The organism is Desulfosporosinus burensis (assembly GCF_054657535.1).
On the sequence record NZ_BAAHYN010000006.1, the window covers coordinates 238,152 to 261,045 of the forward strand.

25 protein-coding genes and 4 pseudogenes are annotated in these 22,894 nt (G+C 41.8%); 21 read left to right on the forward strand and 8 right to left on the reverse strand.

The features are described from left to right. Nucleotides 1-26: 26 nt before the first annotated feature. From ACYQ3Q_RS12690 to ACYQ3Q_RS12735, 10 genes are all read left to right on the forward strand, one after another. On the forward strand, nucleotides 27-2,474 hold the full coding sequence (locus tag ACYQ3Q_RS12690) for a phage tail tape measure protein (RefSeq protein ID WP_459928904.1): 2,448 nt from the start codon (nucleotides 27-29) through the stop codon (nucleotides 2,472-2,474). Beyond that, nucleotides 2,474-3,235, forward strand: a complete 762-nt coding sequence (locus ACYQ3Q_RS12695) for a distal tail protein Dit (RefSeq protein WP_459928905.1) — start codon at nucleotides 2,474-2,476, stop codon at nucleotides 3,233-3,235. The genes ACYQ3Q_RS12690 and ACYQ3Q_RS12695 overlap by 1 nt, the downstream gene beginning before the upstream one ends. 18 nt (nucleotides 3,236-3,253) lie before the next feature. Then, the gene (locus ACYQ3Q_RS12700; protein ID WP_459928906.1) at nucleotides 3,254-6,712 is read left to right on the forward strand and encodes a phage tail spike protein; all 3,459 of its coding nucleotides are present in this window, start codon (nucleotides 3,254-3,256) and stop codon (nucleotides 6,710-6,712) included. A 17-nt stretch (nucleotides 6,713-6,729) separates the two neighbouring features. Next, nucleotides 6,730-7,131: a hypothetical protein gene (locus tag ACYQ3Q_RS12705; RefSeq protein ID WP_459928907.1), complete on the forward strand. Its 402-nt coding sequence runs from the start codon at nucleotides 6,730-6,732 to the stop codon at nucleotides 7,129-7,131. Further along, a complete protein-coding gene (locus ACYQ3Q_RS12710; RefSeq protein WP_459928908.1) occupies nucleotides 7,113-7,484 on the forward strand; it encodes a hypothetical protein in 372 nt (123 codons plus the stop codon). Before ACYQ3Q_RS12705 ends, ACYQ3Q_RS12710 begins: the two co-directional genes overlap by 19 nt. Further along, a complete protein-coding gene (locus ACYQ3Q_RS12715) occupies nucleotides 7,484-7,615 on the forward strand; it encodes a hypothetical protein (protein WP_459928909.1) in 132 nt (43 codons plus the stop codon). The genes ACYQ3Q_RS12710 and ACYQ3Q_RS12715 overlap by 1 nt, the downstream gene beginning before the upstream one ends. A 142-nt stretch (nucleotides 7,616-7,757) precedes the next feature. Beyond that, a complete protein-coding gene (locus ACYQ3Q_RS12720; protein ID WP_459928910.1) occupies nucleotides 7,758-8,048 on the forward strand; it encodes a hypothetical protein in 291 nt (96 codons plus the stop codon). Continuing rightward, entirely contained in the window at nucleotides 8,048-8,245 is a 198-nt protein-coding gene (locus ACYQ3Q_RS12725; protein ID WP_459928911.1) for a hypothetical protein, read from the forward strand. Before ACYQ3Q_RS12720 ends, ACYQ3Q_RS12725 begins: the two co-directional genes overlap by 1 nt. A gap of 86 nt (nucleotides 8,246-8,331) precedes the next feature. Further along, entirely contained in the window at nucleotides 8,332-8,961 is a 630-nt protein-coding gene (locus ACYQ3Q_RS12730) for a C40 family peptidase (protein ID WP_459928912.1), read from the forward strand. Between the two features lie 15 nt (nucleotides 8,962-8,976). Then, nucleotides 8,977-10,023: an N-acetylmuramoyl-L-alanine amidase gene (locus ACYQ3Q_RS12735; RefSeq protein ID WP_459928913.1), complete on the forward strand. Its 1,047-nt coding sequence runs from the start codon at nucleotides 8,977-8,979 to the stop codon at nucleotides 10,021-10,023. Between the two features lie 87 nt (nucleotides 10,024-10,110). On the opposite strand, the gene ACYQ3Q_RS12740 is transcribed toward ACYQ3Q_RS12735, so the two are convergent. Together ACYQ3Q_RS12740 and ACYQ3Q_RS12745 are read right to left on the reverse strand one after the other, a co-directional pair. Then, the gene (locus ACYQ3Q_RS12740; RefSeq protein WP_459928914.1) at nucleotides 10,111-10,224 is read right to left on the reverse strand and encodes an SWIM zinc finger family protein; all 114 of its coding nucleotides are present in this window, start codon (nucleotides 10,222-10,224) and stop codon (nucleotides 10,111-10,113) included. 190 nt (nucleotides 10,225-10,414) lie between these two features. Further along, nucleotides 10,415-10,600, reverse strand: coding sequence for a helix-turn-helix domain-containing protein (locus ACYQ3Q_RS12745; RefSeq protein WP_459929036.1), 186 nt, complete (start codon nucleotides 10,598-10,600; stop codon nucleotides 10,415-10,417). Nucleotides 10,601-10,783: 183 nt separating this feature from the next. Between ACYQ3Q_RS12745 and ACYQ3Q_RS12750 the strand changes: the two genes are divergently transcribed. Together ACYQ3Q_RS12750 and ACYQ3Q_RS12755 are read left to right on the forward strand one after the other, a co-directional pair. After that, nucleotides 10,784-11,212 (forward strand): helix-turn-helix domain-containing protein, encoded by a 429-nt coding sequence (locus tag ACYQ3Q_RS12750; protein WP_459928915.1) that lies wholly within the window; start codon nucleotides 10,784-10,786, stop codon nucleotides 11,210-11,212. Between the two features lie 211 nt (nucleotides 11,213-11,423). Further along, complete coding sequence (locus ACYQ3Q_RS12755; RefSeq protein ID WP_459928916.1) at nucleotides 11,424-12,110, forward strand: ImmA/IrrE family metallo-endopeptidase; 687 nt, start codon at nucleotides 11,424-11,426, stop codon at nucleotides 12,108-12,110. Nucleotides 12,111-12,788: 678 nt separating this feature from the next. Here the strand turns inward: ACYQ3Q_RS12755 and ACYQ3Q_RS12760 are convergent. The 4 genes from ACYQ3Q_RS12760 to ACYQ3Q_RS12775 form a co-directional block, all read right to left on the reverse strand. Then, on the reverse strand, nucleotides 12,789-12,938 hold the full coding sequence (locus ACYQ3Q_RS12760) for a DUF255 domain-containing protein (RefSeq protein WP_459928917.1): 150 nt from the start codon (nucleotides 12,936-12,938) through the stop codon (nucleotides 12,789-12,791). Between the two features lie 109 nt (nucleotides 12,939-13,047). Continuing rightward, nucleotides 13,048-13,365, reverse strand: coding sequence for a type II toxin-antitoxin system RelE/ParE family toxin (locus ACYQ3Q_RS12765; protein ID WP_459928918.1), 318 nt, complete (start codon nucleotides 13,363-13,365; stop codon nucleotides 13,048-13,050). Continuing rightward, a complete protein-coding gene (locus ACYQ3Q_RS12770; protein WP_459928919.1) occupies nucleotides 13,343-13,633 on the reverse strand; it encodes a type II toxin-antitoxin system prevent-host-death family antitoxin in 291 nt (96 codons plus the stop codon). Before ACYQ3Q_RS12770 ends, ACYQ3Q_RS12765 begins: the two co-directional genes overlap by 23 nt. Before the next feature lie 74 nt (nucleotides 13,634-13,707). After that, a complete protein-coding gene (locus tag ACYQ3Q_RS12775) occupies nucleotides 13,708-14,142 on the reverse strand; it encodes a DUF3991 domain-containing protein (protein ID WP_459928920.1) in 435 nt (144 codons plus the stop codon). Nucleotides 14,143-14,336: 194 nt separating this feature from the next. Between ACYQ3Q_RS12775 and ACYQ3Q_RS12780 the strand changes: the two genes are divergently transcribed. Continuing rightward, nucleotides 14,337-14,549, forward strand: a complete 213-nt coding sequence (locus ACYQ3Q_RS12780) for a hypothetical protein (protein ID WP_459928921.1) — start codon at nucleotides 14,337-14,339, stop codon at nucleotides 14,547-14,549. A gap of 297 nt (nucleotides 14,550-14,846) precedes the next feature. Here the strand turns inward: ACYQ3Q_RS12780 and ACYQ3Q_RS12785 are convergent, their stop codons facing one another. After that, complete coding sequence (locus ACYQ3Q_RS12785; RefSeq protein ID WP_459928922.1) at nucleotides 14,847-15,110, reverse strand: helix-turn-helix domain-containing protein; 264 nt, start codon at nucleotides 15,108-15,110, stop codon at nucleotides 14,847-14,849. A gap of 104 nt (nucleotides 15,111-15,214) precedes the next feature. On the opposite strand from ACYQ3Q_RS12785, the pseudogene ACYQ3Q_RS12790 reads away from it, so the two are divergent. The 4 genes and pseudogenes from ACYQ3Q_RS12790 to ACYQ3Q_RS12805 form a co-directional block, all read left to right on the forward strand. Further along, nucleotides 15,215-15,295: pseudogene (locus ACYQ3Q_RS12790) on the forward strand (cobalamin B12-binding domain-containing protein); the annotation flags it as partial. Between the two features lies 1 nt (nucleotide 15,296). Continuing rightward, a pseudogene (locus tag ACYQ3Q_RS12795) lies at nucleotides 15,297-16,473 on the forward strand (uroporphyrinogen decarboxylase family protein). Between the two features lie 169 nt (nucleotides 16,474-16,642). After that, nucleotides 16,643-16,957 (forward strand): annotated as a pseudogene (locus ACYQ3Q_RS12800) (formate--tetrahydrofolate ligase); the annotation flags it as partial. Nucleotides 16,958-17,009: 52 nt separating this feature from the next. Continuing rightward, entirely contained in the window at nucleotides 17,010-17,258 is a 249-nt protein-coding gene (locus ACYQ3Q_RS12805; RefSeq protein ID WP_459928923.1) for a DUF6951 family protein, read from the forward strand. An 893-nt stretch (nucleotides 17,259-18,151) separates the two neighbouring features. On the opposite strand, the gene ACYQ3Q_RS12810 is transcribed toward ACYQ3Q_RS12805, so the two are convergent. After that, nucleotides 18,152-19,393, reverse strand: a complete 1,242-nt coding sequence (locus ACYQ3Q_RS12810) for a PucR family transcriptional regulator (protein WP_459928924.1) — start codon at nucleotides 19,391-19,393, stop codon at nucleotides 18,152-18,154. Between the two features lie 258 nt (nucleotides 19,394-19,651). Here ACYQ3Q_RS12810 and ACYQ3Q_RS12815 point away from each other — a divergent pair, with 258 nt between their 5' ends. The 4 genes and pseudogenes from ACYQ3Q_RS12815 to ACYQ3Q_RS12830 form a co-directional block, all read left to right on the forward strand. Then, nucleotides 19,652-20,455, forward strand: coding sequence for a methyltetrahydrofolate cobalamin methyltransferase (locus ACYQ3Q_RS12815; RefSeq protein WP_459928925.1), 804 nt, complete (start codon nucleotides 19,652-19,654; stop codon nucleotides 20,453-20,455). 21 nt (nucleotides 20,456-20,476) lie between these two features. Then, complete coding sequence (locus ACYQ3Q_RS12820) at nucleotides 20,477-21,109, forward strand: corrinoid protein (protein ID WP_459928926.1); 633 nt, start codon at nucleotides 20,477-20,479, stop codon at nucleotides 21,107-21,109. A gap of 33 nt (nucleotides 21,110-21,142) precedes the next feature. Next, a complete protein-coding gene (locus ACYQ3Q_RS12825) occupies nucleotides 21,143-22,120 on the forward strand; it encodes a uroporphyrinogen decarboxylase family protein (RefSeq protein ID WP_459928927.1) in 978 nt (325 codons plus the stop codon). Nucleotides 22,121-22,522: 402 nt separating this feature from the next. Beyond that, nucleotides 22,523-22,759 (forward strand): annotated as a pseudogene (locus ACYQ3Q_RS12830) (uroporphyrinogen decarboxylase family protein); the annotation flags it as partial. Nucleotides 22,760-22,894: the final 135 nt, after the last annotated feature.

The window sequence follows — 22,894 nt, forward strand, 5'->3', positions numbered from 1 at the left end:
GCTGTAGGAGAAAGGAAGGGAAATAAATGGCAGATAGCAATGTGAATATACAGGTTGACGCTAATACTGGCTCGGCAGTTGGTGCTTTAAGTCAGCTTAACCAATCCTTAACCCATGTCGGTGCTACTGTGAACACCGTATCCTCAAGGTTATACCGAATGGGCCACACGATTCAAGAAGTTGGACAGAACATGTACAGCATTGGGCAGAACGCTACAGTAGGTATATCACTTCCACTGGCTGCACTAGGTAAGAAACTGATCGAAACTGGTTCGTCAATGAAGGCAATGCACCAGACATTTAAAGTAGTGTTCGGTGATATGACCGATGAAGCACAGGCTTGGTCAAAGGAATTAAGTAAGTCGGTTGGTCTCAGTTCGGGGATCATCGACAAGACTAACCTAGGCTTCGCTAAGATGGCTGGTGCTTTTGGTTTAACAGGCCAGGAAGCATTGGACTTCAGTACTAAATGGACAAAGATGACTCTTGATCTCGCGGCATTTAATGATGTTTCGATTGAAGACGCTGCTGACAGGATGAAGTCTGGTCTCCGTGGTGAAGCTGACGCTGTTGAGACACTGGGTATCTTCATGGGTGAAACACAGCTAAAAGCACAGATGTTGACAATGGGTATTAAAGGTCAGTATTCCGCGTTAGACTCTGCTACCAAGGCTAATGTCCTGTATGCACTGGCTACTAAGCAGACAGCACAGGCTCAAGGACAAGCAACTAGAGAAGCAGTCAGCTACCAGAACAGTTTGGCAAACTTAAAACAGACCTTTAATGATTTTGCTGAGAAATTCTATATTGTTGTAGAGCCAGCAGTGTTGGACTTTATGGGAAAGTTAAATGAACTTGCCAAGAAGCTAGACGGTATGTCAGACGAGCAAATAATATTCTGGTCAAAGGTAGCACTCGGACTTATTGTTATTCCCCCACTGATCATGTACCTCGGTGCTACTATAGAAGCATTTGGTAGGCTGTTTAAGCTGTTTGCTTTTGCTGGTAAGGGTTTCGGACTGATGATTACTGGGTTCAAGTGGTTCGGTAAGGAACTGTTGCTACTGCCTACACGGATCGGTGTTTGGGCAATTCAGATACAATCTTTCTTAGTTACAATTGGTTCTGCGGTCATGGGATTTATGACAACTGTTGCTACTGCTATCGGTATCTCGGTGGGATGGCTTATTGCAATTATTGTAGGGATCGCGGTAGCTGTATTCTTGGTTGTTAAATACTGGGATGAAATTAAAGCATTCACGGTAAAAGCTTGGGAAGGTATTAGTGCTTGGCTTGCTAACGAGTGGGAATATATCAAGAAAGTTGCTTCGTCAGCATGGAATTCAATAACTGGATTCTTTGCAGGGATTTGGGCAGGGATTACTGGTGTGTTTGAGAATAAAGTAACTCCTGTCGTTGACAAAGCAAAGGGTGTATTCAACTCCGTGTCTGGTGTAGTTGTCGGATTCGGAAAATCTGTAATGTCGGTAATGTCTGCGGTTGGCTGGTTTATCTCTTATGTATGGAAGGACTTAATCCTCCCTCTCCTACAGTATGTCGGTGGGTTCTTTGTTGCGGTTGGTGAACTGATTGTCTGGGCGATTGAACAGTTAATTATTATGGCTATTGATTGGTTGGCTGAGAAGTGGCAGTGGTTATACAGCAATGTGATCGCTCCTGTCGGTACTGCAATCAGCGATACCTTCACTTCCATCGGGCAGTTTTTCTCTGATATGTACAACAACTATATCGTAGCCACTATCAATGCTTTCAAAGCAAAATGGGCAGAGTTGTCTGGTGCTGTAACCACTGGTTACGAAGAGGAAGTAGTTCCTGTTGTGGATGGTATGAAGTCAGGTATCACTTCTGTTAAGGACTGGTGGGCAACGACTGTAGACGCAATTAAAGCCAAGTGGACTGCGTTCGTTACTGCTCTTAAATCTGCTTGGAATAGTGTAGCAACTCCTGTGATGGAGACTGTCAAATCTGTAATCAATGATGTTAAAGCTACGTGGGACAGTGTGTGGGACGGTGCTAAGAGCAAGTTTGATAACTTTGTTGAAGGGATTAAATCGGCATGGTCAGGGGTAAAGAGTGCTTTTAAACTTCCGCATATCTCCATTTCTGGTAGCTGGGACTTGACTCCACCTAATATATCTGCTCCTAAACTGGGAGTTGATTGGTACAAAAAGGGTGGTCTGTTCAATGGTGCTTCTGTTATCGGTGTCGGTGAAGCAGGGTCGGAAGCTGTTCTCCCATTAACTAACAGCCGAACAATGTCAATGCTCGGTGCTAAAGTAGCCGAATATATGCCTGATCTTGAAAAAAATGGAAATAGTGCAGGGAATGGTGTTGTAATCAACATGAACGGTAATGTAGTAATAAGAGAAGAAGCTGACATTGAAAAGATCGGACAGGCTCTCTATAAGGAACAACAAAGGGAAAGCAGAAGGTTAGGAAGGAGTGGTAGATAGTGTTTAATGTAACCTTTAATGGGTTAGATATACCGAACTATGTAAAAGTGAGAGCAGTGGATATCTCTGCTCTCGCCTCTGTTTCCACTAATATTATTCCAAAGACTGGTGGTATCGGTGGTATTCACACTGGTACTACTTTAGGTGCTAAGCGGATAAAGCTGAAGGTCATAATTGTTCCTGAGAATTCTGGGGAGCTGGCAAGCATGGTAAGGGCATTGGGTGAGTGGCTAATGGGTAATCAGTTTAAGCCGAGTGAGCTGTGGTTTTCAGATGATCCCAATGTCTACTATGACGCTATTGTTAATAACTCAGTTGACATCACTGACTTGCTGTTTGCTGGTGAAGGTGAGATTGAGTTTATCGTACCATCAGGAGTAGCAAGAGGGGCAATTCATGGCAATATAGCTACTGTCGATTACGGACTAAAGACAGTCACAGTGTACTACAATGGTACTGCTCCATCCAGTGCTTATATCTATTATCACCCGAACTACTCTGTCGTTGAAGCAGATGATTGGTCAATGACTGTTCAAGAAACAGGTGACAGGCTGAAGATGAAACAGTTTATGAGTTTTGGTAATAATTACATCGACTGTGAAAAAAGAAGGATAACCTCGACAACTGGAACGTCTATGCAGGACGTTCTTCTTAATTTTACTGAATGGATAAACTTTCCAAAGAGAGGAGCGTACACTATCGACTGGAATTTTAACCCCGACTGTACTTTAGAAGTTAGCTGTACAGAGTATTTCCTATAAGAAAGGAAGTGAGAGACCTTGGATTTTGTAGTTATGGATAGGCAGGAAATACCTCAGATTATGTTGACGAGCAGTGGCTATGATAGTGCTACGGTTATGTCGGCAAAGCTTAAAGAGACAGTAGATGGTCTGCCTACTTTAAATATGGAAATTGCAATTACGGTGGATACTGCCTTGTATGTCAAGGAAGAAAATATAATTGGGTTTAGAGATGATCTGCTTTATGGCTGGAGATTCTTTGTAATAAAAGAGATAGTAGTTTCTGACGATCTACACAAGAGAACAATGTCGGTCTACTGCGAGGATTATGCACTAGAACTAATCGACAATGTGTGTAGGATTGAATTGAAGGGCGATGAGTACAGTGTCCTTTCTAAAATGACTCAGGTGTTATCAGGTACACGATGGGCAATAAATCCTGACGCTCCTGACGATCCACCTCACATCAAGTTCCCACAGGAAACAAAGAATAAATCTGTGCTTGAAGTTTTACAGATGATTGCCAGTGAATATGGTCTGCACTTGAAGTTCGAGATTTACTACTATGATGGTGCAATTCAACAAAGATATGTCACTATGAAGGCTGAGATTGGTGATGACCGTGGTATGGTGTTCGACTATAACCACAATATTGCTTCTGTAGAAAGGGTTATAGATAGCACAGATGTCAAGACCGCGATAATCCCAGTTGGCGGTGTCCCTGCAAACTCACCCAAAGACACTCCACCGATTACGATCACAGGTGTCACTTGGACAACTCCTACCAATCCTGCGAATAAGCCGAATGGTCAGGATTATCTGGTGGACGATACAGCTACCAATCTTTGGGGATTCAGTAACCCTGCTGGCACTAAGTATCCTCGGTATGTTTACTATCAGAACACCAACATCACTGATCCTGCCGATCTGATACAGGACGCATGGAATCAGCTACAGCTAATAAATGCTCCGATGATAAATTACAAGATGAAGGTCATTGATCTGTTCGCCTTATCTGGTTATGACTACACAAACGATATGGACTTATTGGTAAGACTTGGAGACATCGTAACGGTTGTTGACAGGTCTTTTTTGTTTGACTATGTAGTAACTACCCATATCATTTCCAGAGAAGTTGATCTGTTGAATGTCGGAGATACTGTCCTCGAACTGGGTAATTTTGTTAAGTCAATAGTTTCAGCTACCAGTAATTTTGCTGGACTTGTTAGTAGTTCTGGTAGTGTAATGAAAATGGGCAGTGGGTTAGCACAGCTTGTTAATGATGTGGCTGTCCTTAATGCTGATGTTATAACTGCTAACACTGCAATCATTGGCACAGCAAGGATTGAAGACGCTTCCATTACAACTGCAAAGATAGATGACTTGGCTGTGGACAATGCTAAGATTGCTGACGCTTCTATAACCAATGCCAAGATCGTTGCATTGGCTGTAGGAACTGCTCATATACAGGACGCTAGTATTAACAATGCAAAGATAGCTGACGCTCAGATTACCACTGCTAAGATAGCTGACTTGGCTGTGGATACTGCTAAGATAGTTGACGCTTCTATAACTAACGCTAAGATAGATAGAGTTTCTGCTGATAAATTAGTAGTGACTTCTGCGGATATTGCAGACGCGACAATCACAACTGCCAAGATCGCTACAGGAGCTATAACCACTGCTCTAATAGGTACAGGAGCAATAGAAACAGCACAGATAGCAGATGGTTCAATTACTGACGCTAAGATCGTTGGATTGACTGCTTCCAAGATTACTGCTGGAACTATTGACGCTGGGGTAATTAACGTAAACAATCTTAATGCGAATAACATTACTGCTGGTACTATAAATGGACAGCGTATTGCTGATGGTGCTGTAGATGGAACTAAAATTGCCACAAATGCTGTAACAAATGACAAGATATTCGCAAGTACCATAACTGGTGACAAATTGGTAGTGGACGCTATTACTGCTAGGGAAATTGCTTCTGCCACTATCACAGCTAATGAGATTGCTTCAAATACAATTACAGCTTCTCAGATAGCTTCTGGTACGATCACAGCTAATGAGATTATGGCTGGTACGATCACAGCAACGGAAATCGCTTCAGGTGCAATTACTGCTGATAAATTAACTGCTGGAATAATTCAAACAGTGGGAACTCATGTAGTTGCTCCATGTCCTTCTGGACTTGTAAATGGTGGGTATCTGACAGGAACAACGCACAGCTTACTGCTCACTGTTATAGAAGTTATCCATTTAGGTAAATGCAAGGTATATGCCGATGTCGTTGGTTCAATGGATGTCAACCTATATAATAATGGTTCTGGTGCATTGGTCGCTACTAAAAACTTCTCTCTTGTGGTTGGGGAGAATATCCTGAATTTAGACTGGGTACTTGACCCCAGCGTAGCAGGAACTTACAGGCTCAATGGAGTAACCACAACCTCAAAACTGTGGAGAAACAACGTGGGTGTGGCATTCCCTTACGATGGTGGTAGCTTCCAAGTTAGTTATTATAGTTCTCCCACGTATTATTATTTCTTCTACGACATGGAGATCAGTGGAGTAGGGGTCAAGGGAAGAATAGTAGATGGGACAACCATCAGTGGTAACAGTATCACTACTGGAACGATTTCTGCGGATTTAATATCAGGTGGTACGATCAATGGTGTAACGATCAATGCCAGTACAAATCTGGGTATTATTGGTGCTTCTGATTCACCTTCTAATCCGAGACTCACTTGGAAATGTAGCACATCAATCGGTAGTTCCACTATTGTAGCAACCCCTGCAAACCCTGGGATTAGTGGCTCGGAATACGACACTCTTTTCTGGAATGTAAACAGCAGTAATAATGTGGCGTATCGTGGAAGTGTTTATTTCAGTGGAACTTATGATGAAGCCGATTTTATTGTCCATGGAACGATTCAAACAGGTGATGGTGCTGGTTATGCAAACGCTCCCTTTGGAGTTGATAATAGTGGAAATTTGAAATGTGCGTCTTTAGTTGTAAATAGTGGAGATAGCGTAATAAATGGTGTGGGTGTTGGTAGAAGTAATGAAATTTGGTGTAACTCTGGTACTACATTGTATCTTTCCTACAGAGGAACGAGTGGTGGTACTACCAACTTCGTCACTACAAAGATCATGAACGGTAAGGGTGTATCAATGGCTTCATTTAGTGGTAGTGCTAATGACGCTATTTATGACGCAGCTATCAAGCTACAAGTTGGTGGAAACGATGGTTATGCCATTAGAAACCTAAACGTATCTGGTCGCGGGCCTGCAATCGCACATGCACAGGTGTATTGTACGAATGGTGCTACTGTTTATTACGACCACCCTGATGTCGCAGGGGCATATGAGGCAGTAGCATGTGGAAGGGACACAGCAGTAGCCTGTAAAGCCACAGCAGGGGCAACAACAACTGCAACCTACTTCGCTGGAACACAGTCTGGTTATATCAATATAGCGTTATTCGCGTTCGTATAAGAAGGAGGTCATGTGAGTTGATGTATTTACGGAGAATTTGTAGACCTGAAGGACAGGGGTTTGTGGTTAGTCACGACCCCTCTAATCCTATGGGTCTCATTATTGGGTCAGGGTCATATGGCAGTGACATTACTTCAGAGGCAGTAAGTATTGAAATACCTGTGAGTGATGTGGAGCAGAATGTGTGCATAACCCTACAACCTGACAGTGTAGAACCTATCCATGTAGTTATAGCACGAAATTATGTAGAACAACCTCCGTTGGTTGCAACTGCTATAGTTCTCCTTGCAAACTTCTGGGTTCCTCCTAACTGCTCTGATTTAACCACTATCGACATTTTTGTTAGAGGGTTTGTAGCAGATAGGTTATATGAAACACCGTTCGAGGAGGGTAAACCAGTATGGGAAAGAATAGGGTAAAGCTTTACCATTTAGGTTATGACGATACAGAGAGACTCGCGGAGGTTGACAAACAGACGAGTGCGGAAGTTGCCAAACAGTATTCTATTGAAGATGAAATAAAGTTAATCCGTAAGGCATTGGCTTCTTTAGGAGTTAATGATAAGGACTTCCAAGATTGGAATACTTTTGTTGAGGATAAGGTAGCTAAAGGTAGGGACAAGAAGGTACAGGTTACAGCTAAATCTACTCCTGTTATTGCTGACCATGATGAGAATATCCACAAGCCGACATACCCAGAAGCACCTGTTAATTTTCAGATAAAAGCCAAGAGGGATAATGAAAAGGAACAGAACAAGGAGGAAAATAACTAATGAATGTTGATGTAAATAGCGTTATGGATAAGTTAGCAGAGCAAATTAAGCAGTTATCATTTCAACTGGCAGTTAAGGACGTTCAGATCGAGACACTTCAAAAAGAGATTGAAGTTCAAAAAGGTCAATAATGTGGTAAGAGGGGAGATTAAATTCTCCTCTTTTATTTTTTTATCTATATGTTGTGTTGTATTTCCTTAGTTTACCAAGGTTAGAGGATGAACCTGTGGGGGTGCTTTTTACCGCCCGAACAAACAAATAGGAGGAACAAGTATGGATTTTAATTCACTCCTCGGAAATCCTGCTGTTTGGGGTGTAATCGGTTCTGTGTTTACAGGATTTATAGCATACCAAACAGGTTTAAAGAAAGAGTCTGCTGATCTTTACAAACAAAGAGAAGCTTATGTTGACAAACAGCTACAGAATTTGCTTGAAAGTTACAAAGCTGAGTTAGCAGAGTTAAAGACTGAGATCAGAGATTTAACTGAAAAGAATCAGCTACTTGTTGAAGAGGTTATCAGCTTAAAAGCAAAAATTATGGAATTAGAAGGGATGAAACAATAATGAAAAAGTTAATGAATCTTATTGAAGTACGGAAGATTATCGCTCTTGCTATTACTGCTTTATTTATTGCCCTAGCACTGATGGGCAGGATCGACATGAAGCTGGTTGAGTATGTTGTGACCACTGTTATTGCCTTCTACTTTGCAAAGTCTACTGCACTTGATACTCCTAAACAGGAAAATACTAAGGGAGAATAACTGGAAAGGTAGAGATTATCACAGAGAGTCAGGACTTCTTAGGTCATTGGCTCTCTATTTATTTGTGCAAAAAGGGGTGTGATCTGGTGAAAAAGGTTGGTTTCATCTTTGTTCTTATCTCGGTATTCATCCTACTCACTGCGACCACTACAAACGCTTCAACTCTTCTTAAATATGGCTCAGGTGGCAGTGAAGTAAAGGTGTTACAGACAGACCTAAATATGCTGGGTTATTCCGTTGGAACTGTTGACGGTGTATTCGGCAATAAGACAAAGAGTGCTGTAATTAACTTCCAAAAGGATCGAGGATTAACTGTTGATGGAGTAGTAGGATCGCAGACACGCAGAGCATTAACCACTGCTGGAATAATCGCCAAAGGAAAAAGTGTAATCGGTGTCAAGTACCAGTGGGGTGGAACAACTACTGCTGGTTTTGACTGCTCTGGCTTTACCCAATATGTCTTTAAGGCACAGGGGATCAATATCCTCCGAGTCAGCAGAGATCAAGCCACAATGGGAGGCACAGTAGCTTACGCGAATCTGCAAGCTGGCGATCTGATATTCTTCTCGTTTGCCCAAAATGGGATTGTCGATCACGTTGCCATCTATATCGGAAATGGGCAGTTCATCGGTTCTCAGTCAAGTACAGGGGTTGCTGTGGTCACAATCAATTCTTACTGGAAGTCACGGTTTGTCACAGCAAAAAGAGTTTATTAGAAGGGGGTTTTCAGTATGTTGCCGATTGATATAAAGCACATCAGATATAACTTTTCTACGACTGGTATAAAGAAGACCTACATCGTGGTTCATGATACTGGGAACACAGGTCGGGGTGCTGATGATATTTCTCATTATAAGTATTTTGATGGGGCAGTAAGGAACGCTTCTGCTCACTACTTTGTCGATAAGGACTCCATCACTGAGACAGTTGATCCTACTAAGAATAGTTGGCATTGCGGTGATGGTGGCGGTAAATACAGTATCACCAATGCTAACAGTATCGGTGTAGAAATCTGTATTAACTCAGATGGTAACTACGAAATGGCTGTCAGTAATGCAGTCGATTTGGTCAAACACCTGATGAAGAGATTCGGAATTGATCTGGCTCATGTAGTTCGGCACTATGACGCAAGCAGAAAGAACTGTCCTGCCACTATGTCAGCTAATAACTGGGCAAAGTGGGATGAATTTAAAAAGAGAGTGGGAGGTCAAACGACTGTGGCAAATACAATTGGAACTGCGGTCATCACAGCTAACATCGGATTGAATATGAGACAAGAACCTAACACTTCTGCTACAGTCTTAGTCAGTGTACCCAATGGCACGACCTGTCCGGTACTGGCTCAAACTAATGGCTGGTATCAGATATCTTACAGTGGAAATACTGGTTGGGTGTCTGCTCAATATGTCGATTTCACACCTACACCGATTCCTGCTCCGCAAGTAGTAGAGAAGATAGTTGAGAAAATCGTGGAAGTGCCTGTAGAGAAGATTGTGGAAAAGGTTGTAGAAAAGACTGTGGAAGTAGTTAAGAAATTGAAGTATCTGGTAGTCTACAATAACCCAATTGACAAGAGGGGTGCTGAGAGATTGGCTGAGTTCTTACAGTGTCCTACGCTTGACGCTTCACAGGTTACTGCTTTTGATTATAGCTTTGTCGAGACTCCTATTGGTGTTGGCGGTGGTACTTTTAATCCTGCGGTTAAGACAGTTGTTAAAGGGTATGACAGGGATGATACCACTCTGGAAGTCTTGAAGTATATCGGCAAAATTCAATAAACAAGCAAATAAAAAAGCAGTTGGGACTAAACATCCTGACTGCTTCTTTTTTTCAACTATTTAAGTTGAATTATGCTGTTAGCGCTGTTAGACTTTACCTTTTACAGATAGTAAATGGCAACACCTAGTTTTAAAATATCTACAAGAACACCGACATGGTTTTTTACTCTTGACTCTTTTAATTTTGTTGTTGCGGATCATTTCTTCATTCTCCAATATTTCTGCTAAAGATACTTTTACCAATGCTATCTGACCCTCTTTCTAATTTAAAATAATTCCGAACAACAACTAACATTGATGATTATACATGAATACAAAGCAAAAAGCTTATGCAATTCATATTAGTTGTCTCTCTTTACTTATTTTGCAAACAATATTTTCACCTTTGCCTTCAGGCACCACTCTGTCTAAAAAAAAATAATCTTTCTAATGGTTCAGTTGGAAAGACCCTAATAATATTACCCGCTAATTTCGTGCCACCTTTCCTCTTCCCATTGAAGAACCGATTAACCTCTGCCCTTGACATTCCTAACCTTTCGGCAAATTCTGTTTGCGTCCAACTCCGCTCATTAACCAGTTTCTAAATATAGTTTTTGATTGGCACCATGATTGACATTCGCTCCTTATGTTTGTCTCGTGGTGACACTTTGAATTTTAACATATTACGACATTTTTCGTCAATACTTTAGGCAAATATCTATTATTTTGTTGACAGCTGGTTACACTAGCCTTATACTTTAGGTGAAAGGATGTGCTTCATATGCCCACAAAGGTTGGTACATATCTAGCGGATTTACGCACTGAAAAAAAATGGTCCCAACGGGAACTTGCCGAAAAAAGCGGGATTAGTAATACTGAAATATCCCGGATTGAAGCAGGGAAACGCACAAACCCTACGCCCTCTACCCTACGTGCCCTGGCAGATGCCCTGCAAGTGGAGTACCGGGATTTAATGAAGTTGGCCGGGTACATTGAGGAAGTACACGATCAGGATAAGTTTTATGAGCTTGTATTCAAGGATTCCGACGGGAATGTCGTTGACGTTAGGCGGGGTGTTAAGGAGATGTTCCGGCGTGACGAGGATTGGGCCAATGTTGCTTACCGGGTTTCGCGAGAATTGACTGATGAGGACAGAGAAGTATTGAAAGATATGGCCAAGAAATATTTGGAACATAAGAAAAAGCGTTAAATACATAGTTCAAATATGATATACTTAGCCTATGAAAAAATTTAACTCCGACTATTTAACAATCGATAGACTATCGCAAAACAGCCTTATAATGATAAATAACAGGCTAAAAGAGTTTTGTAAGCGTTATAATATTACGCATTACCCTATTAATTGCTTTAAACTTCTGAAAAAAATTATAGCCAGCAACACAATTAAGCTTGACTATCAGATGAGCAACGATCTCTCTGGGAATGTTGATGCCGCTGCCTTATATTTTGGCGAGGAAGACGGTTATTGTATTATGTTCAACTCCCGGAAGATAGGCTCATTTGATTTCGCTCCGAATCGGCGCTGTAATTTTACCTTGGCTCATGAATTGGGGCACATCTTTCTTGGGCACCTTTTTATCCCTTACGAACTGAAATCTGAAACCCAGAGGCTTTATGAAGAGAGGGAAGCCGACGAATTTGCGGCCCGCTTGCTGATGCCGGAGAATCTTCTTCTACAATGCAACTTCATAACCGGTCTTACTGGACAGTTTTTGGTGACAAGTCAGGCACTTTTTATAAGAGTGAATAACCTTAAACGGCTTGACCTTTACAAAACAAAACCCCTTCCCACCTGTAAAACCTGCGGGAACACGCATTTCTCGCCTTGTGCGAAATACTGCAAAATTTGTGGTACTGAGGTTAATAATTTCACTACAAGAGGGATATTGAGCATTGTTTATTCCAAATTAGCCAATGACAAAAATGAATGCCAATCCGGCCATGAGAATGATCGGAATGCTCGCTACTGTGAACTCTGCGGACAGCCTACGATATTTCATGGCATTTTGCCTACTTGGCATGTAGAACGAGAGCGTTATATAAAGTCATTGTTACGGGCAGAGCACCGGAGAAAAAAGACATACTAACCGTAAAAGATAATATTTTTCTAATTTCCATGGAGACGCAAAAAGGTCCCTCACTATACTACTGATTGCACTTGCTTTCACACTGATAACACATCCGATAATATTGGAATAAAAAGACAGGGGATAATTAAATCCTCTGTCTTACTTTTTTATGTGATCTTTATATTAAGTTGTTTCATGACTTCTTCGACCTCTCGAACTTCCTGTAAGGCTAACTTAAATTCCTCTTCGTAACCTTCTCTCGCGGTGTCCATTAAATTACTGCGTCACTCTGGTATATTTTAGGTGATCACTGTGTTGAGAGCCATTCTTTTGTTGTTATTCGCTTCGTTCTTTATTAAACTTACTGTAACTAATACTAGATATAACGTACATAGGTTATTTATAAGAAGTTTTGTCACCGTAAGTCACAGAGTTTAGCAGTTACCTACATGACTTCTGAGGTGATAGAGGTGTACTGCTATGAAAAAACAGAGCAAAGAGTGATTAATGGTAGAATGAGTACAATAACTGTGAGAGCCAACAGACCATCACAGGAAGCACTGAAAAGATATGCCCAGACAATTGTGAGGATAGTGCGTCAGTGCGAAGCGAGGGAAAGAGAAAGAGCAGGGAAATAAATTCCTTGCTCTCTTTTTTCTTTTTTTAGGGACTTAAAGTTAGTTGCTCTGGAGGGGTTTATCTTAAAGCCTTGGTATCAGCGGTCTTAGGCTGGGTCATCAACTCTCTGTGCCACCAGTGGCATGTGGAATAGCCAATACTTAGGAAAATAGGTTTATTATCCCTTTTGGCTATGTTCTTGACTTTGCGCAAATACCAAACCTTCAAACTTATTTGAGACTTTTTTACTATTGATTTTGTGATAATATAAATGCACTGAATAAATCATAAGTACCTTCTATAGCAATCGGCATCATATGCTGTCATGTGTGCAATACTATCGCACCAACCATCCATAATCCTGCCTGCAATCAACGATATAGTTAACATACACTGTCTGATCCTTAATCTGATACAGAATCAGATACCACTTTTCCACGAATAATTTGTGGTATTTATTGAGCGGTATAAATTCCGCGTTGAGAAAAGGAAAACGTTCCGGCATGGTGGAGAGGGAGCGAATAGCGTCCATCAAATCATTTTTTATCTTACGCGCAGCAGAAGGGCTTTTCTGTGCCAAAAACAGAACATGGCACGCCAGCATCTGACGGGCACGGTCGGAAACAATCACCTTATATTGATGTTTTTTTTTCATGCTCCACCTCATCAATAATGCTTTCCAGATAGCTGTCCAGTTCATCCGGTGTGGTTCCGGCGCGGCCGGCCAGACGATCTTCCTCAACCGCCAACAGCTCTTCACGCAGCTTTAGCATTTTCTCACGACGGGCAAATGTATCTATATCCATAACCACAAGATCGCCCTCGCCGTTTTTGGTAAGATACACAGGCTCACCGGAGGACTTGCATAAAGCCGCAATTTCATTATAATTTTGCCGGATGCTTGCGGATGGTTTAATCTGCATGGTATCAACTCCTTGTAGTAATATCCTACCCATATTATACCCATTTCATGCTATGAAATCAATCGCAAATTGTGTTACAGCCTTTCAATTTCCTGTAGGCGCTGCAATCCTAGAGTAATTTTCAAATAATCGTTCATGTCCTTTCCACGCTTCGGTGGCTCATCGGAAATGATGTAAGCGGATGGGAGGATGGCTTGAATTGTCATAGCTGCCAGCCGCCCCGCTGTGTCGTTATCCAGGTGCAGGGCTATTTCATTGATCTGCGGGAAATCTTTCAGGTATTGCATGAGTGCGGCGGGTGGAGTGCTTTCCTCCAGTGAGGGAATGGAGAAGGAGAAATGCTTGTCACTGCCGTTGGCTTCTCCCATATAGCGCCGGTTTGTGGTTCCACGGAGGGTTGAATATTTCGGTGCGCCTTTGCGGTCGAAGCCGATAAAGACTGCATTGTGATAAGGTTGACTTTCATACAGCCGTCCGAAACCGCCAGGATGGGAGATTGCATCTCTCAATTGATTCTAGTTGAAGCCAGCAGCAGGAGCAAATAGCGTCGATACGGCTCTGGAAATTGCCAAAGCTGGTTGTGAAGGAAAGGGGCATTACCATCTTTGGTGGAGACGGGGCTGTCAGCCAAACGGTTGAGCAACAATTCTCGCAGTTAACTGGACAGTAAGAAAAGCATAAAGTGAAGAAATACCCTCCCTCGTTGGTTAGACGCAGGGAGGGTATTCTTGCAAATGGTGGAAAGAGTTGCCGGGCAGTCCTTTGTGGGCAATGTTGGCAAATACGCGTGGCTGATGCTGTAGCTGGATTTCTAGCGGGTTTCTTAACTATAGACTTTGTTAGACTAAAGGCCGATGTGTTAGCTTATACAGGCCATAAAGGTCTCGTAGGAACCCAAGGAATAGGCGGCTTTTAACATGGACACTTTGTTCCATATCAATGGTAGACTTGTCTAGGGGTATACCCTGGTGCTAAATAGATCGTGGGCTCTTTAATTTATCAAATATTGGTGATTTAACTTCACTTATTCGTTAAAAGAATAGAGGTCTTTATGTTATATGTGGGGTTCGAATACGAAGATAGGCTCAACAGTAAAGGAATACTGCTGAGCCTATCTTTTAATATCCAGAGATCAAGTACTCCGGTGATAATCAGCAGGGCTATAATGAACCCTAATGCGAACGTATCGTCCGTAAGTTCTTAAATAACTCATTTATATGATTACTGTCTCCGTATAGTCGTTATCTATAAATTTGAGCATTTGAAAAGTCAGAAGAAGGTGGAGGGTGGTATTGGGATTATCCAGATCGACATCCATTATTTCTTCGATCATTTCAACGCGGGATGCCATGGTTTTACGGTGGATCTGCAAAACATCTGCCGTTTTTACCAATATTTTATTATTAGTAAGATAAATATCAAGAGATTTTGCATAATTGGTTTTATTTTTGCGGTCATATTCCATCAGTTTGAACATGGAAGCATGGCAGAAATCCTTTAATTGCTTCTGAGAGGAGCATATATAGAAGAGATGGAATAATACATAGTCTTCATATAAGAATAGAAATACATCATTTGTCAGCCTGCATGATGGTTGGCGCAGACGCATTCACAACCAACGCTGCGGAAGGACTCAAAATTTGTCAAGGGTGGGTGAAATAATATGAGCGATATAACTGCACTAGCTCAAGAGAGAGACCAGTTATTTACAGATCTCTATGAAGGAAGGATTCCAAAGAGAGTACCTTTCGTCAATTTACTTCCACTTGAATTTGCCGTCCAATATGCAGGAAAAGATTTAAAGGAAGCTCAGTGGAACACGACGATGCTTGAAGAAATTGGCGATAAACTTTGTCAGGATTTCCCTTCTGACATAATACCATTATTTAATATTAGATTTCCTTCTGTTTACAAAATATTAGGGTCTAGAAACTTTGTGATGGGTTCAAACGGCTTTCTTCAGCATCCGGAGGTAGAAGGATTAGTTGTAGAAGATTATGATGCTATGATTGCTTCGCCATACGATTGTATCGTTGAGAAAGTACTACCAAAGCTGTGCGCTGAACTTGATACAGATTCAAAAAAAAGCGTTTGTGTTGGCCAAAGAGTTTAAGGCGTTTCATGATGAAATGATGAATACTGCTATAGTTTCGGGAAAGTTAACGGCAAAGTACGGTTATGCTAATATACCTTTTATGGCTGGAATGTGTGAGGCACCCTTTGATTTCTTAGCGGATCAATTAAGAGGCTTTAAAGGGATTAATATGGATGTCCGAAGAATTCCCGAGAAAGTAGAAGCTGCTGCAGAAGCGCTTACACCTTTAATGGTTAAAATGGGAATGCACCCATTTCCCTCACAGTACGGTGCAACCTTTATCCCGTTGCACATGGCCCCTTATTTAAGAACGAAGGATTTTGAAAAACTGTATTGGCCTTCATTTAAGAAGATGGTCTGGGGACTAAAAGAAGCTGGACTTACAGCCTTAAGCTTTGCTGAACAGGACTGGATGAGATACCTTGACTATCTAACCGAACTGCCAGATAATACTAGAATTTGGTTTGAGTATGGAGATCCTAAACTTGTCAAAGAAAAACTTGGGAAACAACATATACTGACAGGGTTCTATCCTGTAACGTTATTAAAAACAGGAACGAAGCAGCAATGTATTGATAAGGCCAAAGAAATTATCGATATCATGGCACCTGGCGGTAAGTATTTCTTTAGCCTCGATAAAATTCCGGTTACTACGGATAGTGTTAACCTTGATAATTTACGAGCCGTATCAGAATATGTTGTCACTAACTATACCGTACGTGGCCCCAAAGATACAAGGCTATGAGGAAATGATGATGGGGTTCATTCTTTATTTGTGTATCTAAGAAGTTCGAGATAATTGTAATTACCATTACTGAGAAATTGGGTCGGATATTCGTGAAAAGTGAACGAACGATACTCCCGGAAAGTAGATTTACTTTTATAAATCGAGAGAGAGAAAGGTCTCTCTCTCTGATCTCATGGATCTTAAAGCACGGTTTGGCAAGATCGTCGTGGCCTTTACCTATGAAGGAAAGCCTGTAACCGCCCATGATTTAGAAGCTGAAGGGGCCATGGCACTTCTCATGAAAGACGCCATTAAACCGAATCTCGTTCAAACCCTGGAAAACACGCCTGTATTTATCCATGGTGGGCCGTTTGCGAATATTGCTCATGGGTGCAACAGTCTAATGGCAACAAAAATTGGTCTCAAACTGGCGGATTATCTCGTGACAGAGGCTGGTTTTGGAGCCGACCTTGGAGCCGAGAAATTCTTTGATCTGAAGTGCCATTGAGGAAAAAATCGAGGCCTACTCTGATTGAAGTGTTGGAGGGATTAAGATGGCGACAGGAATTATTCACGCTGGGGTATGTGGTTTTACTATTAATGTCAAGGCAGTAATCGATGATAGTCAATCAAATTCGCGAAGAAGCAAGATGATAAAGCTGGAGATAACAAGCGATTGTCCTAACTCCCAAAAGATTTCAGAAGAATTAACGGAAGTTGATGCCTGCCTGCGCTTGTGGGTATTGAAGTGTACTATATCAATCCGCCTGGAGATGGATTCGGGAATAAAACACTTTATGTAGTAGAGCTAGTTCTCCTTAATCCATTAGGTACACCCGGTTCTTCTTTCGCCCTGGATAACGTTTATGCGGACCTGGACGTGTTTGGTGTTCGGGTGCTTGCTCGATACGGCTATTAATGCGATAATTGCAACCCTGCCTGCAGGGGTTGCTCCTGAAGGAATTGCGATTACCCCAATTCTTTTATTTTAAGTTGAATGTTTTTGGGGGGGCGGGGTGTTGTTGTTTTAACAAAATATGACCTCTCGAGCGTTTTGCCCGGGAGGTCTTGTACACCAATCCTCACTATCGCACATACACTAATTTATAGTATATGACTTGATAGGGAGGCATAATTATGGCTGTTTTCGATACAGGGCCAATTGATAACAGAGACATACCGCGTACGACTCAGCTTACGATTCGCTTGTTCAATATCCTTTTTTCATTTTAGGTTATCCTATTAGAAGTTATAAAATAATTATAAAGGAATGGTTTTATAAATCGGAAAAGGAAAAGGAAAAGGGACTGGACCTAGAAAAGGTCAAGGGAATGGGTAAGAAAGCGGCTCGAGGAAGAGTAATAACCACCTGAGGATCTATTCTATAATTCGGGTTACTTAAGGAGGGTTCAAAATTATGGGTAACAATAATGATCAAGACAGTGGAAATGGGCCAGGAAAAGGACAAAGCAAAGGGGCTGGACCACGAAAAGGAAAAGCGAAAGAAAAAGGGTAAGAACAAGGGTAAGAACAATGGTGATTCATAACATGATTCAATACCAAATTGTAACTGTATCAACAGCAAGACTACATTTTTGAGACATGATGCCCTAGAAATATTCTGGGGCATTTTGTTTGTTGTAGAGTCAGCGCTTTAGCCTCTACCACAGTCAAACCATTGATTTTACTTCGGATTTCAGACCCCAACCTCCAACGTCATTTCTAAGATTTTATAGGACAGATATAGCTGAAACAAAATATCAACGTCGTTAAGGTCGACATTTAAGATACTCTCGATCTTTTCTATCCGATAAAACATGGTGTTGCGATGGATATTTAAAGCAGTAGCTGAATCCTTGATGTTTTTAAAATTGCGGAGATAAATATGAAAGCTGTGGACAAATTCAGTGCCGTTTTTCTTATCATAGTCAATCAGTTTGAGCATGGAACGGTGCAGAAACTTTTTATAGTTTTCGCTATCAGGATGACAATTTATAAGATCATAAATAAGGTAATCAGCATAACGGAAAAAATGAGTCTCTTTTTTGACGAGATTACCCAGCTTTAACGCCTCAACAGACTCCAAGTAATGGTCTCTTACTTCCGTTAAGTCAGTAAAGGAGCGGCTGATTCCTGCTTGTAAATTATTCGAACTAATGAATTCTCTTAAACCCTTGGATTCATTCTCCAGAAAATGCATTTCATTTTCACAACTGGCGAGTATTGCAACGTTGTTATTATAGATTACTGCGCTAGCGTTCGCTAATTTAAGCTCAACTTCTTCTCTCAAGAAAGGAAGCGTTGACTTTGTTGCGTCAAAATTTTGTGTGTCTAAGAATATAACAAACAGCTTACGCTTTAACCTCAAACCTAATATCTTTATTCGTTCATCGATTTTGCTTTCGTCTTTGAACTTGTCATCGAGAAGATCGAGCAGAAAGCTTTGATGCAGTAAGCCTTGAGATAAATGATTATACTTATTTTTTTGTAACTCGATCGAAAAGGCATCGCAAAGGATGGAGACGATTTCTTTGTCGCATTCTCTAAAATCCTGGTTATGGGCGCAAGCCACCAAAACAGCCACATTCCGATTGTTGATGGGGATTTTTCCGATAATTCTGGGGTATTTACAGTAGGGGTCCTGCCAGTAAAAAGGTTCTTCATGTTTCGCTATTTCGTCAAAGAGGCTTTCCTTAACATAATACGAATAGGTCTCAAAAATAAAATTATTATTAATCTGAAGCTCGTTCCAGACGGGGTCATCGGTTACCAATGTTTCGCCGGTTGAAGCAAGAAGCTTTACGCTAAGGTCAGTGATCGTAAAAGGGTTGCCTAGCATTTGATAGCCCAGATCGACTAGGGCTTGCAGGTCGGACCCTTTGCTGAGTGTTTTTACTAACTCTAGGGAATAGCGAGCAAGAATCGAATTATCCTCCATAAATACCTCCTTGGTCAGGTTAATGTGCATTTTGTACTTTAATTACAGATTATTTCGTCACATTTTACAAAGGGAGAATCTTCAAAAAAAAGAATAATAACTGTAGAGATATCAAGACAAATAACTACAGATCCCAGGTGGGGACAGCATCCAAGCAATCTTTATTATACCGAAAATGCATTACTTTAGCGAATGTTACTTGAGAAAGCCATCTAATTTACCCAGCGAGCAAAACTTAGAAATGGAGGTAGATCGATCTTGATAATCATCGGTGAAAAAATTAACGGTACCATTCCTTCTGTAGCCAAGGCAATCGCTGAAAAGGATGCCGACTTTATTCGAAATCTGGCTAAAGCGCAGGCAGAAGCAGGCGCTGCATTTATTGACGTGTGTGCATCGGTTGAAAACAGCCTTGAACTCGAAACAATCAAGTGGCTAATTGATTTGGTACAGGAGGTTACAGACACACCCATTGCGATCGACAGCCCGAATGTAGGTATTTGTGCCGAAGCGATGAAGTTCTGTAACAAGCCTGGTCTGATCAATTCGGTATCCATGGAAGGCGACAAGGTTGAGGTCATATTCCCGCTGATAGCCGATACGAAATGGGAGTGCGTAGCCCTCTTAAACGATGACACTGGAATTCCCCAGGACGCTGAGACGCGCATGAAAGTGTTTGCTGCACTGATGCTCAAAGCAAAGGAGTATAACCTTGATCCGTCCCGCTTGCACATTGATCCCTTGGTACAAATGCTTTGCACCTCGGAAGACGGAATTAACTCAGTAACAGCAGTCATCAGAGCAATCAAAGCACAGTATCCGACCATTCATGTCACCGGAGGAGCAAGCAATATTTCCTATAATCTCCCTTCTAGAAAACTCGTGAATCAAGCCTTCCTCGTTTTGGCGATGGACGCAGGAATGGACAGTGCGATCATTAACCCGTTAAACAGAGATATGATGGGCATGATCTATGCAACTGAAGCACTTATGGGTGAGGACGAATACTGCATGGAATACATCGGAGCATTCCGTGAAGATAAATTCGGGCAGAAGAAATAATCATTTAAGGAGGAATTTATAATGTCAAAAATAGCAGAAGTAAAAGCTAAGGTAGAGGCAGGAAAAGCGAAACTCGTGGCAGGTTTGGTACAGGAAGCCTTAGATGAAGGAAACGCAGCTGGCCAGATTCTTGAGGCTATGATTGAATCAATGGGCGTAGTCGGTGAGAAATTCTCCACAGGGGATCTTTTTGTTCCTGAAATGCTGATGGCAGCCAAAGCCATGTCCAAGGGTGTGGAGGTCCTTAAACCTTTGCTCACCGGCGAAAGCACTTCTTCTCTCGGCACCTGCGTTATCGGTACGGTTGAAGGCGATCTCCACGACATCGGCAAAAACCTCGTTGCTATGATGATCGAAAGCGCCGGATTTAAAGTCGTCGACCTTGGCGTAGACGTTACTGCAGAAAAATTCATCAATGCCGTCAAAGACAATGAAAATGTCACCCTAGTGGCCTGTTCAGGACTTCTTACATCAACAATGCCAGCGATGAAGGGCACCGTTCAGGCGCTCAAAGACAGTGGATTAACAGGTTTTAAGGTCATTGTCGGCGGTGCGCCTTTAACACCAGAATTCGCAGCAGAAACCGGGGCCGATGGTTTTGCTCCCGATGCAGGAAGTGCCGCTGTCAAAGCTAAGGAATTAGTCACCGCGTAAAAACTAGGCATTAGAATAAGGAGGCTGAAATTTATGTTAACAAAACGACAGAATTTAATGGAAACAATTAAGGGTGGAAATCCTGATCGATATGTCAATCAGTACGAGTTTATGAATATAATCATGGAAGCACCCTCAGGAGTTCAATTTAATTATGGTCAGATTTGGAAAGATCAATGGGGCATCACTTGGAACTGGCCGGAAGGCCAACTTGGCATGTTCCCTATGCATGACGCTCAACGCAAGGTTTTGAAGGATATCGCCGAGTGGAAGAAATACGTGACAATACCTAAGGTTGAAACGTCCGATGAAGCATGGGCTCCAGCTGTCACCCATGCCAACGCTGTTGACCGTAACGAGGAATTTGTCACAGGGTTCGTTGCACCCGGAATATTTGAGATGACCCATCACCTTATGAGCATGGAAGATGCCTTAATGGCTTTGTATGAAGAGCCTGAAGCCATGCATGAATTCATTGAAGCCCTTACCCAGCGTGAACTGGAATGGGCCAAAGTATTGATCGAGAAAATTCATCCGGATTGCATTTTCCATCATGATGATTGGGGTAGCCAAAAATCCTCTTTCATTTCTCCTGAAATGTTCGCAGAGTTCTTTGTGCCGGCCTACAAGAAAATCTATGGCTACTATAAAGCTAATGGTGTTGAACTGATTGTGCACCATAGTGATTCTTATGCAGCTAACTTTGTTCCCTATATGATTGAAATGGGAATCGATATTTGGCAGGGAGTCATGACCACGAACAACACGCCTGAGCTGATCAAGAAATATGGAGGACAGATCTCCTTTATGGGAGACATCGATAGCGGTGTGGTTGATTTTCCAGCTTGGACACCTGAAATTATTGCTAAAGAAATCGCGAGAGCTTGCAAAAATTGCGGAAAGCTATACTTCATTCCGAATTTAACCCAGGGTCTGAACTTAAGCTCATTCCCCGGCGTATACGAGTCAGCAAGTGAAGCGATCGACAGAATCAACAAAGAAACGTTCTAAACAGGTTATTAAATAACAGAAATTTCCTTTATCATCAAAGTTGCCAAACAAGTTTGACTTTAGGATATATTGGGGTTACTAGCGCGGGAAGAATCCCTATTTAGTCAACGTTTCCTAAGGTAACCCGTCCTTTTTACACTATTCTAAATTGTTATAAGGGGAATAAATCATCAAAAACACGAATGTATGTTCACAGCCATCGTCGTACCGTTGGGTGATTCTTAGTGTCATGTGGTTGGCTACGTTTATTGGATGCCTGGCACAATTTCAAGTTGCAGCACTGGCTTTCAAGATTATTCCTGAGTTGCAGCTTACGTCTTCACAGTTTGCCTTGATTATGTCTGCACCATGTTACCAGCTGTACTCCTCAGCCTCGCAGCAGGTTCATTGGCAGATCGGTTGCTGATTAAGCAATATGGTGGAAAAATCTCCTTCATGGGAGGGCTCCACAGCGGTTTGATTGATTTTCCAGATTGGACACCTGAAAATTGTGCCAATCACGTAGAGGAAGCGTGCAGAAGTAATAGTAGTAAATACTTCATTCCGTGTCTGACATCGGGTTTGCCTATCGATTCATTTCCGGGCGTATACGCTACAGTAAGCAAAGAAATCGATCGAATGAGCAAAGAAATGTTCTAAACGAGCTCTTGAGAATTCCTTTGATGATTTTACACGACAGCTGTTCCTTTCCTTATGTCCATCAAATCGAATAAATCATCTGCCGGGTTTCGTTCAAACGTGCTCGGCTTCTTTGTTTAATGCAAACGGTGACAA

Excerpts from the sequence above, each read along its gene's own strand:
- ACYQ3Q_RS12690 (WP_459928904.1), top strand. The coding sequence starts at position 27 with ATGGCAGATAGCAATGTGAATATACAGGTTGACGCTAATACTGGCTCG.
- ACYQ3Q_RS12710 (WP_459928908.1), top strand. The coding sequence starts at position 7,113 with ATGGGAAAGAATAGGGTAAAGCTTTACCATTTAGGTTATGACGATACA.
- ACYQ3Q_RS12715 (WP_459928909.1), top strand. The coding sequence starts at position 7,484 with ATGAATGTTGATGTAAATAGCGTTATGGATAAGTTAGCAGAGCAAATT.
- ACYQ3Q_RS12720 (WP_459928910.1), top strand. The coding sequence starts at position 7,758 with ATGGATTTTAATTCACTCCTCGGAAATCCTGCTGTTTGGGGTGTAATC.
- ACYQ3Q_RS12725 (WP_459928911.1), top strand. The coding sequence starts at position 8,048 with ATGAAAAAGTTAATGAATCTTATTGAAGTACGGAAGATTATCGCTCTT.
- ACYQ3Q_RS12735 (WP_459928913.1), top strand. The coding sequence starts at position 8,977 with ATGTTGCCGATTGATATAAAGCACATCAGATATAACTTTTCTACGACT.
- ACYQ3Q_RS12740 (WP_459928914.1), bottom strand. The coding sequence starts at position 10,224 with ATGATCCGCAACAACAAAATTAAAAGAGTCAAGAGTAAAAAACCATGT.
- ACYQ3Q_RS12750 (WP_459928915.1), top strand. The coding sequence starts at position 10,784 with ATGCCCACAAAGGTTGGTACATATCTAGCGGATTTACGCACTGAAAAA.
- ACYQ3Q_RS12755 (WP_459928916.1), top strand. The coding sequence starts at position 11,424 with ATGAGCAACGATCTCTCTGGGAATGTTGATGCCGCTGCCTTATATTTT.
- ACYQ3Q_RS12765 (WP_459928918.1), bottom strand. The coding sequence starts at position 13,365 with ATGAAAAAAAAACATCAATATAAGGTGATTGTTTCCGACCGTGCCCGT.
- ACYQ3Q_RS12770 (WP_459928919.1), bottom strand. The coding sequence starts at position 13,633 with ATGCAGATTAAACCATCCGCAAGCATCCGGCAAAATTATAATGAAATT.
- ACYQ3Q_RS12785 (WP_459928922.1), bottom strand. The coding sequence starts at position 15,110 with ATGTTCAAACTGATGGAATATGACCGCAAAAATAAAACCAATTATGCA.
- ACYQ3Q_RS12805 (WP_459928923.1), top strand. The coding sequence starts at position 17,010 with ATGGCGACAGGAATTATTCACGCTGGGGTATGTGGTTTTACTATTAAT.
- ACYQ3Q_RS12810 (WP_459928924.1), bottom strand. The coding sequence starts at position 19,393 with ATGGAGGATAATTCGATTCTTGCTCGCTATTCCCTAGAGTTAGTAAAA.
- ACYQ3Q_RS12820 (WP_459928926.1), top strand. The coding sequence starts at position 20,477 with ATGTCAAAAATAGCAGAAGTAAAAGCTAAGGTAGAGGCAGGAAAAGCG.
- ACYQ3Q_RS12825 (WP_459928927.1), top strand. The coding sequence starts at position 21,143 with ATGTTAACAAAACGACAGAATTTAATGGAAACAATTAAGGGTGGAAAT.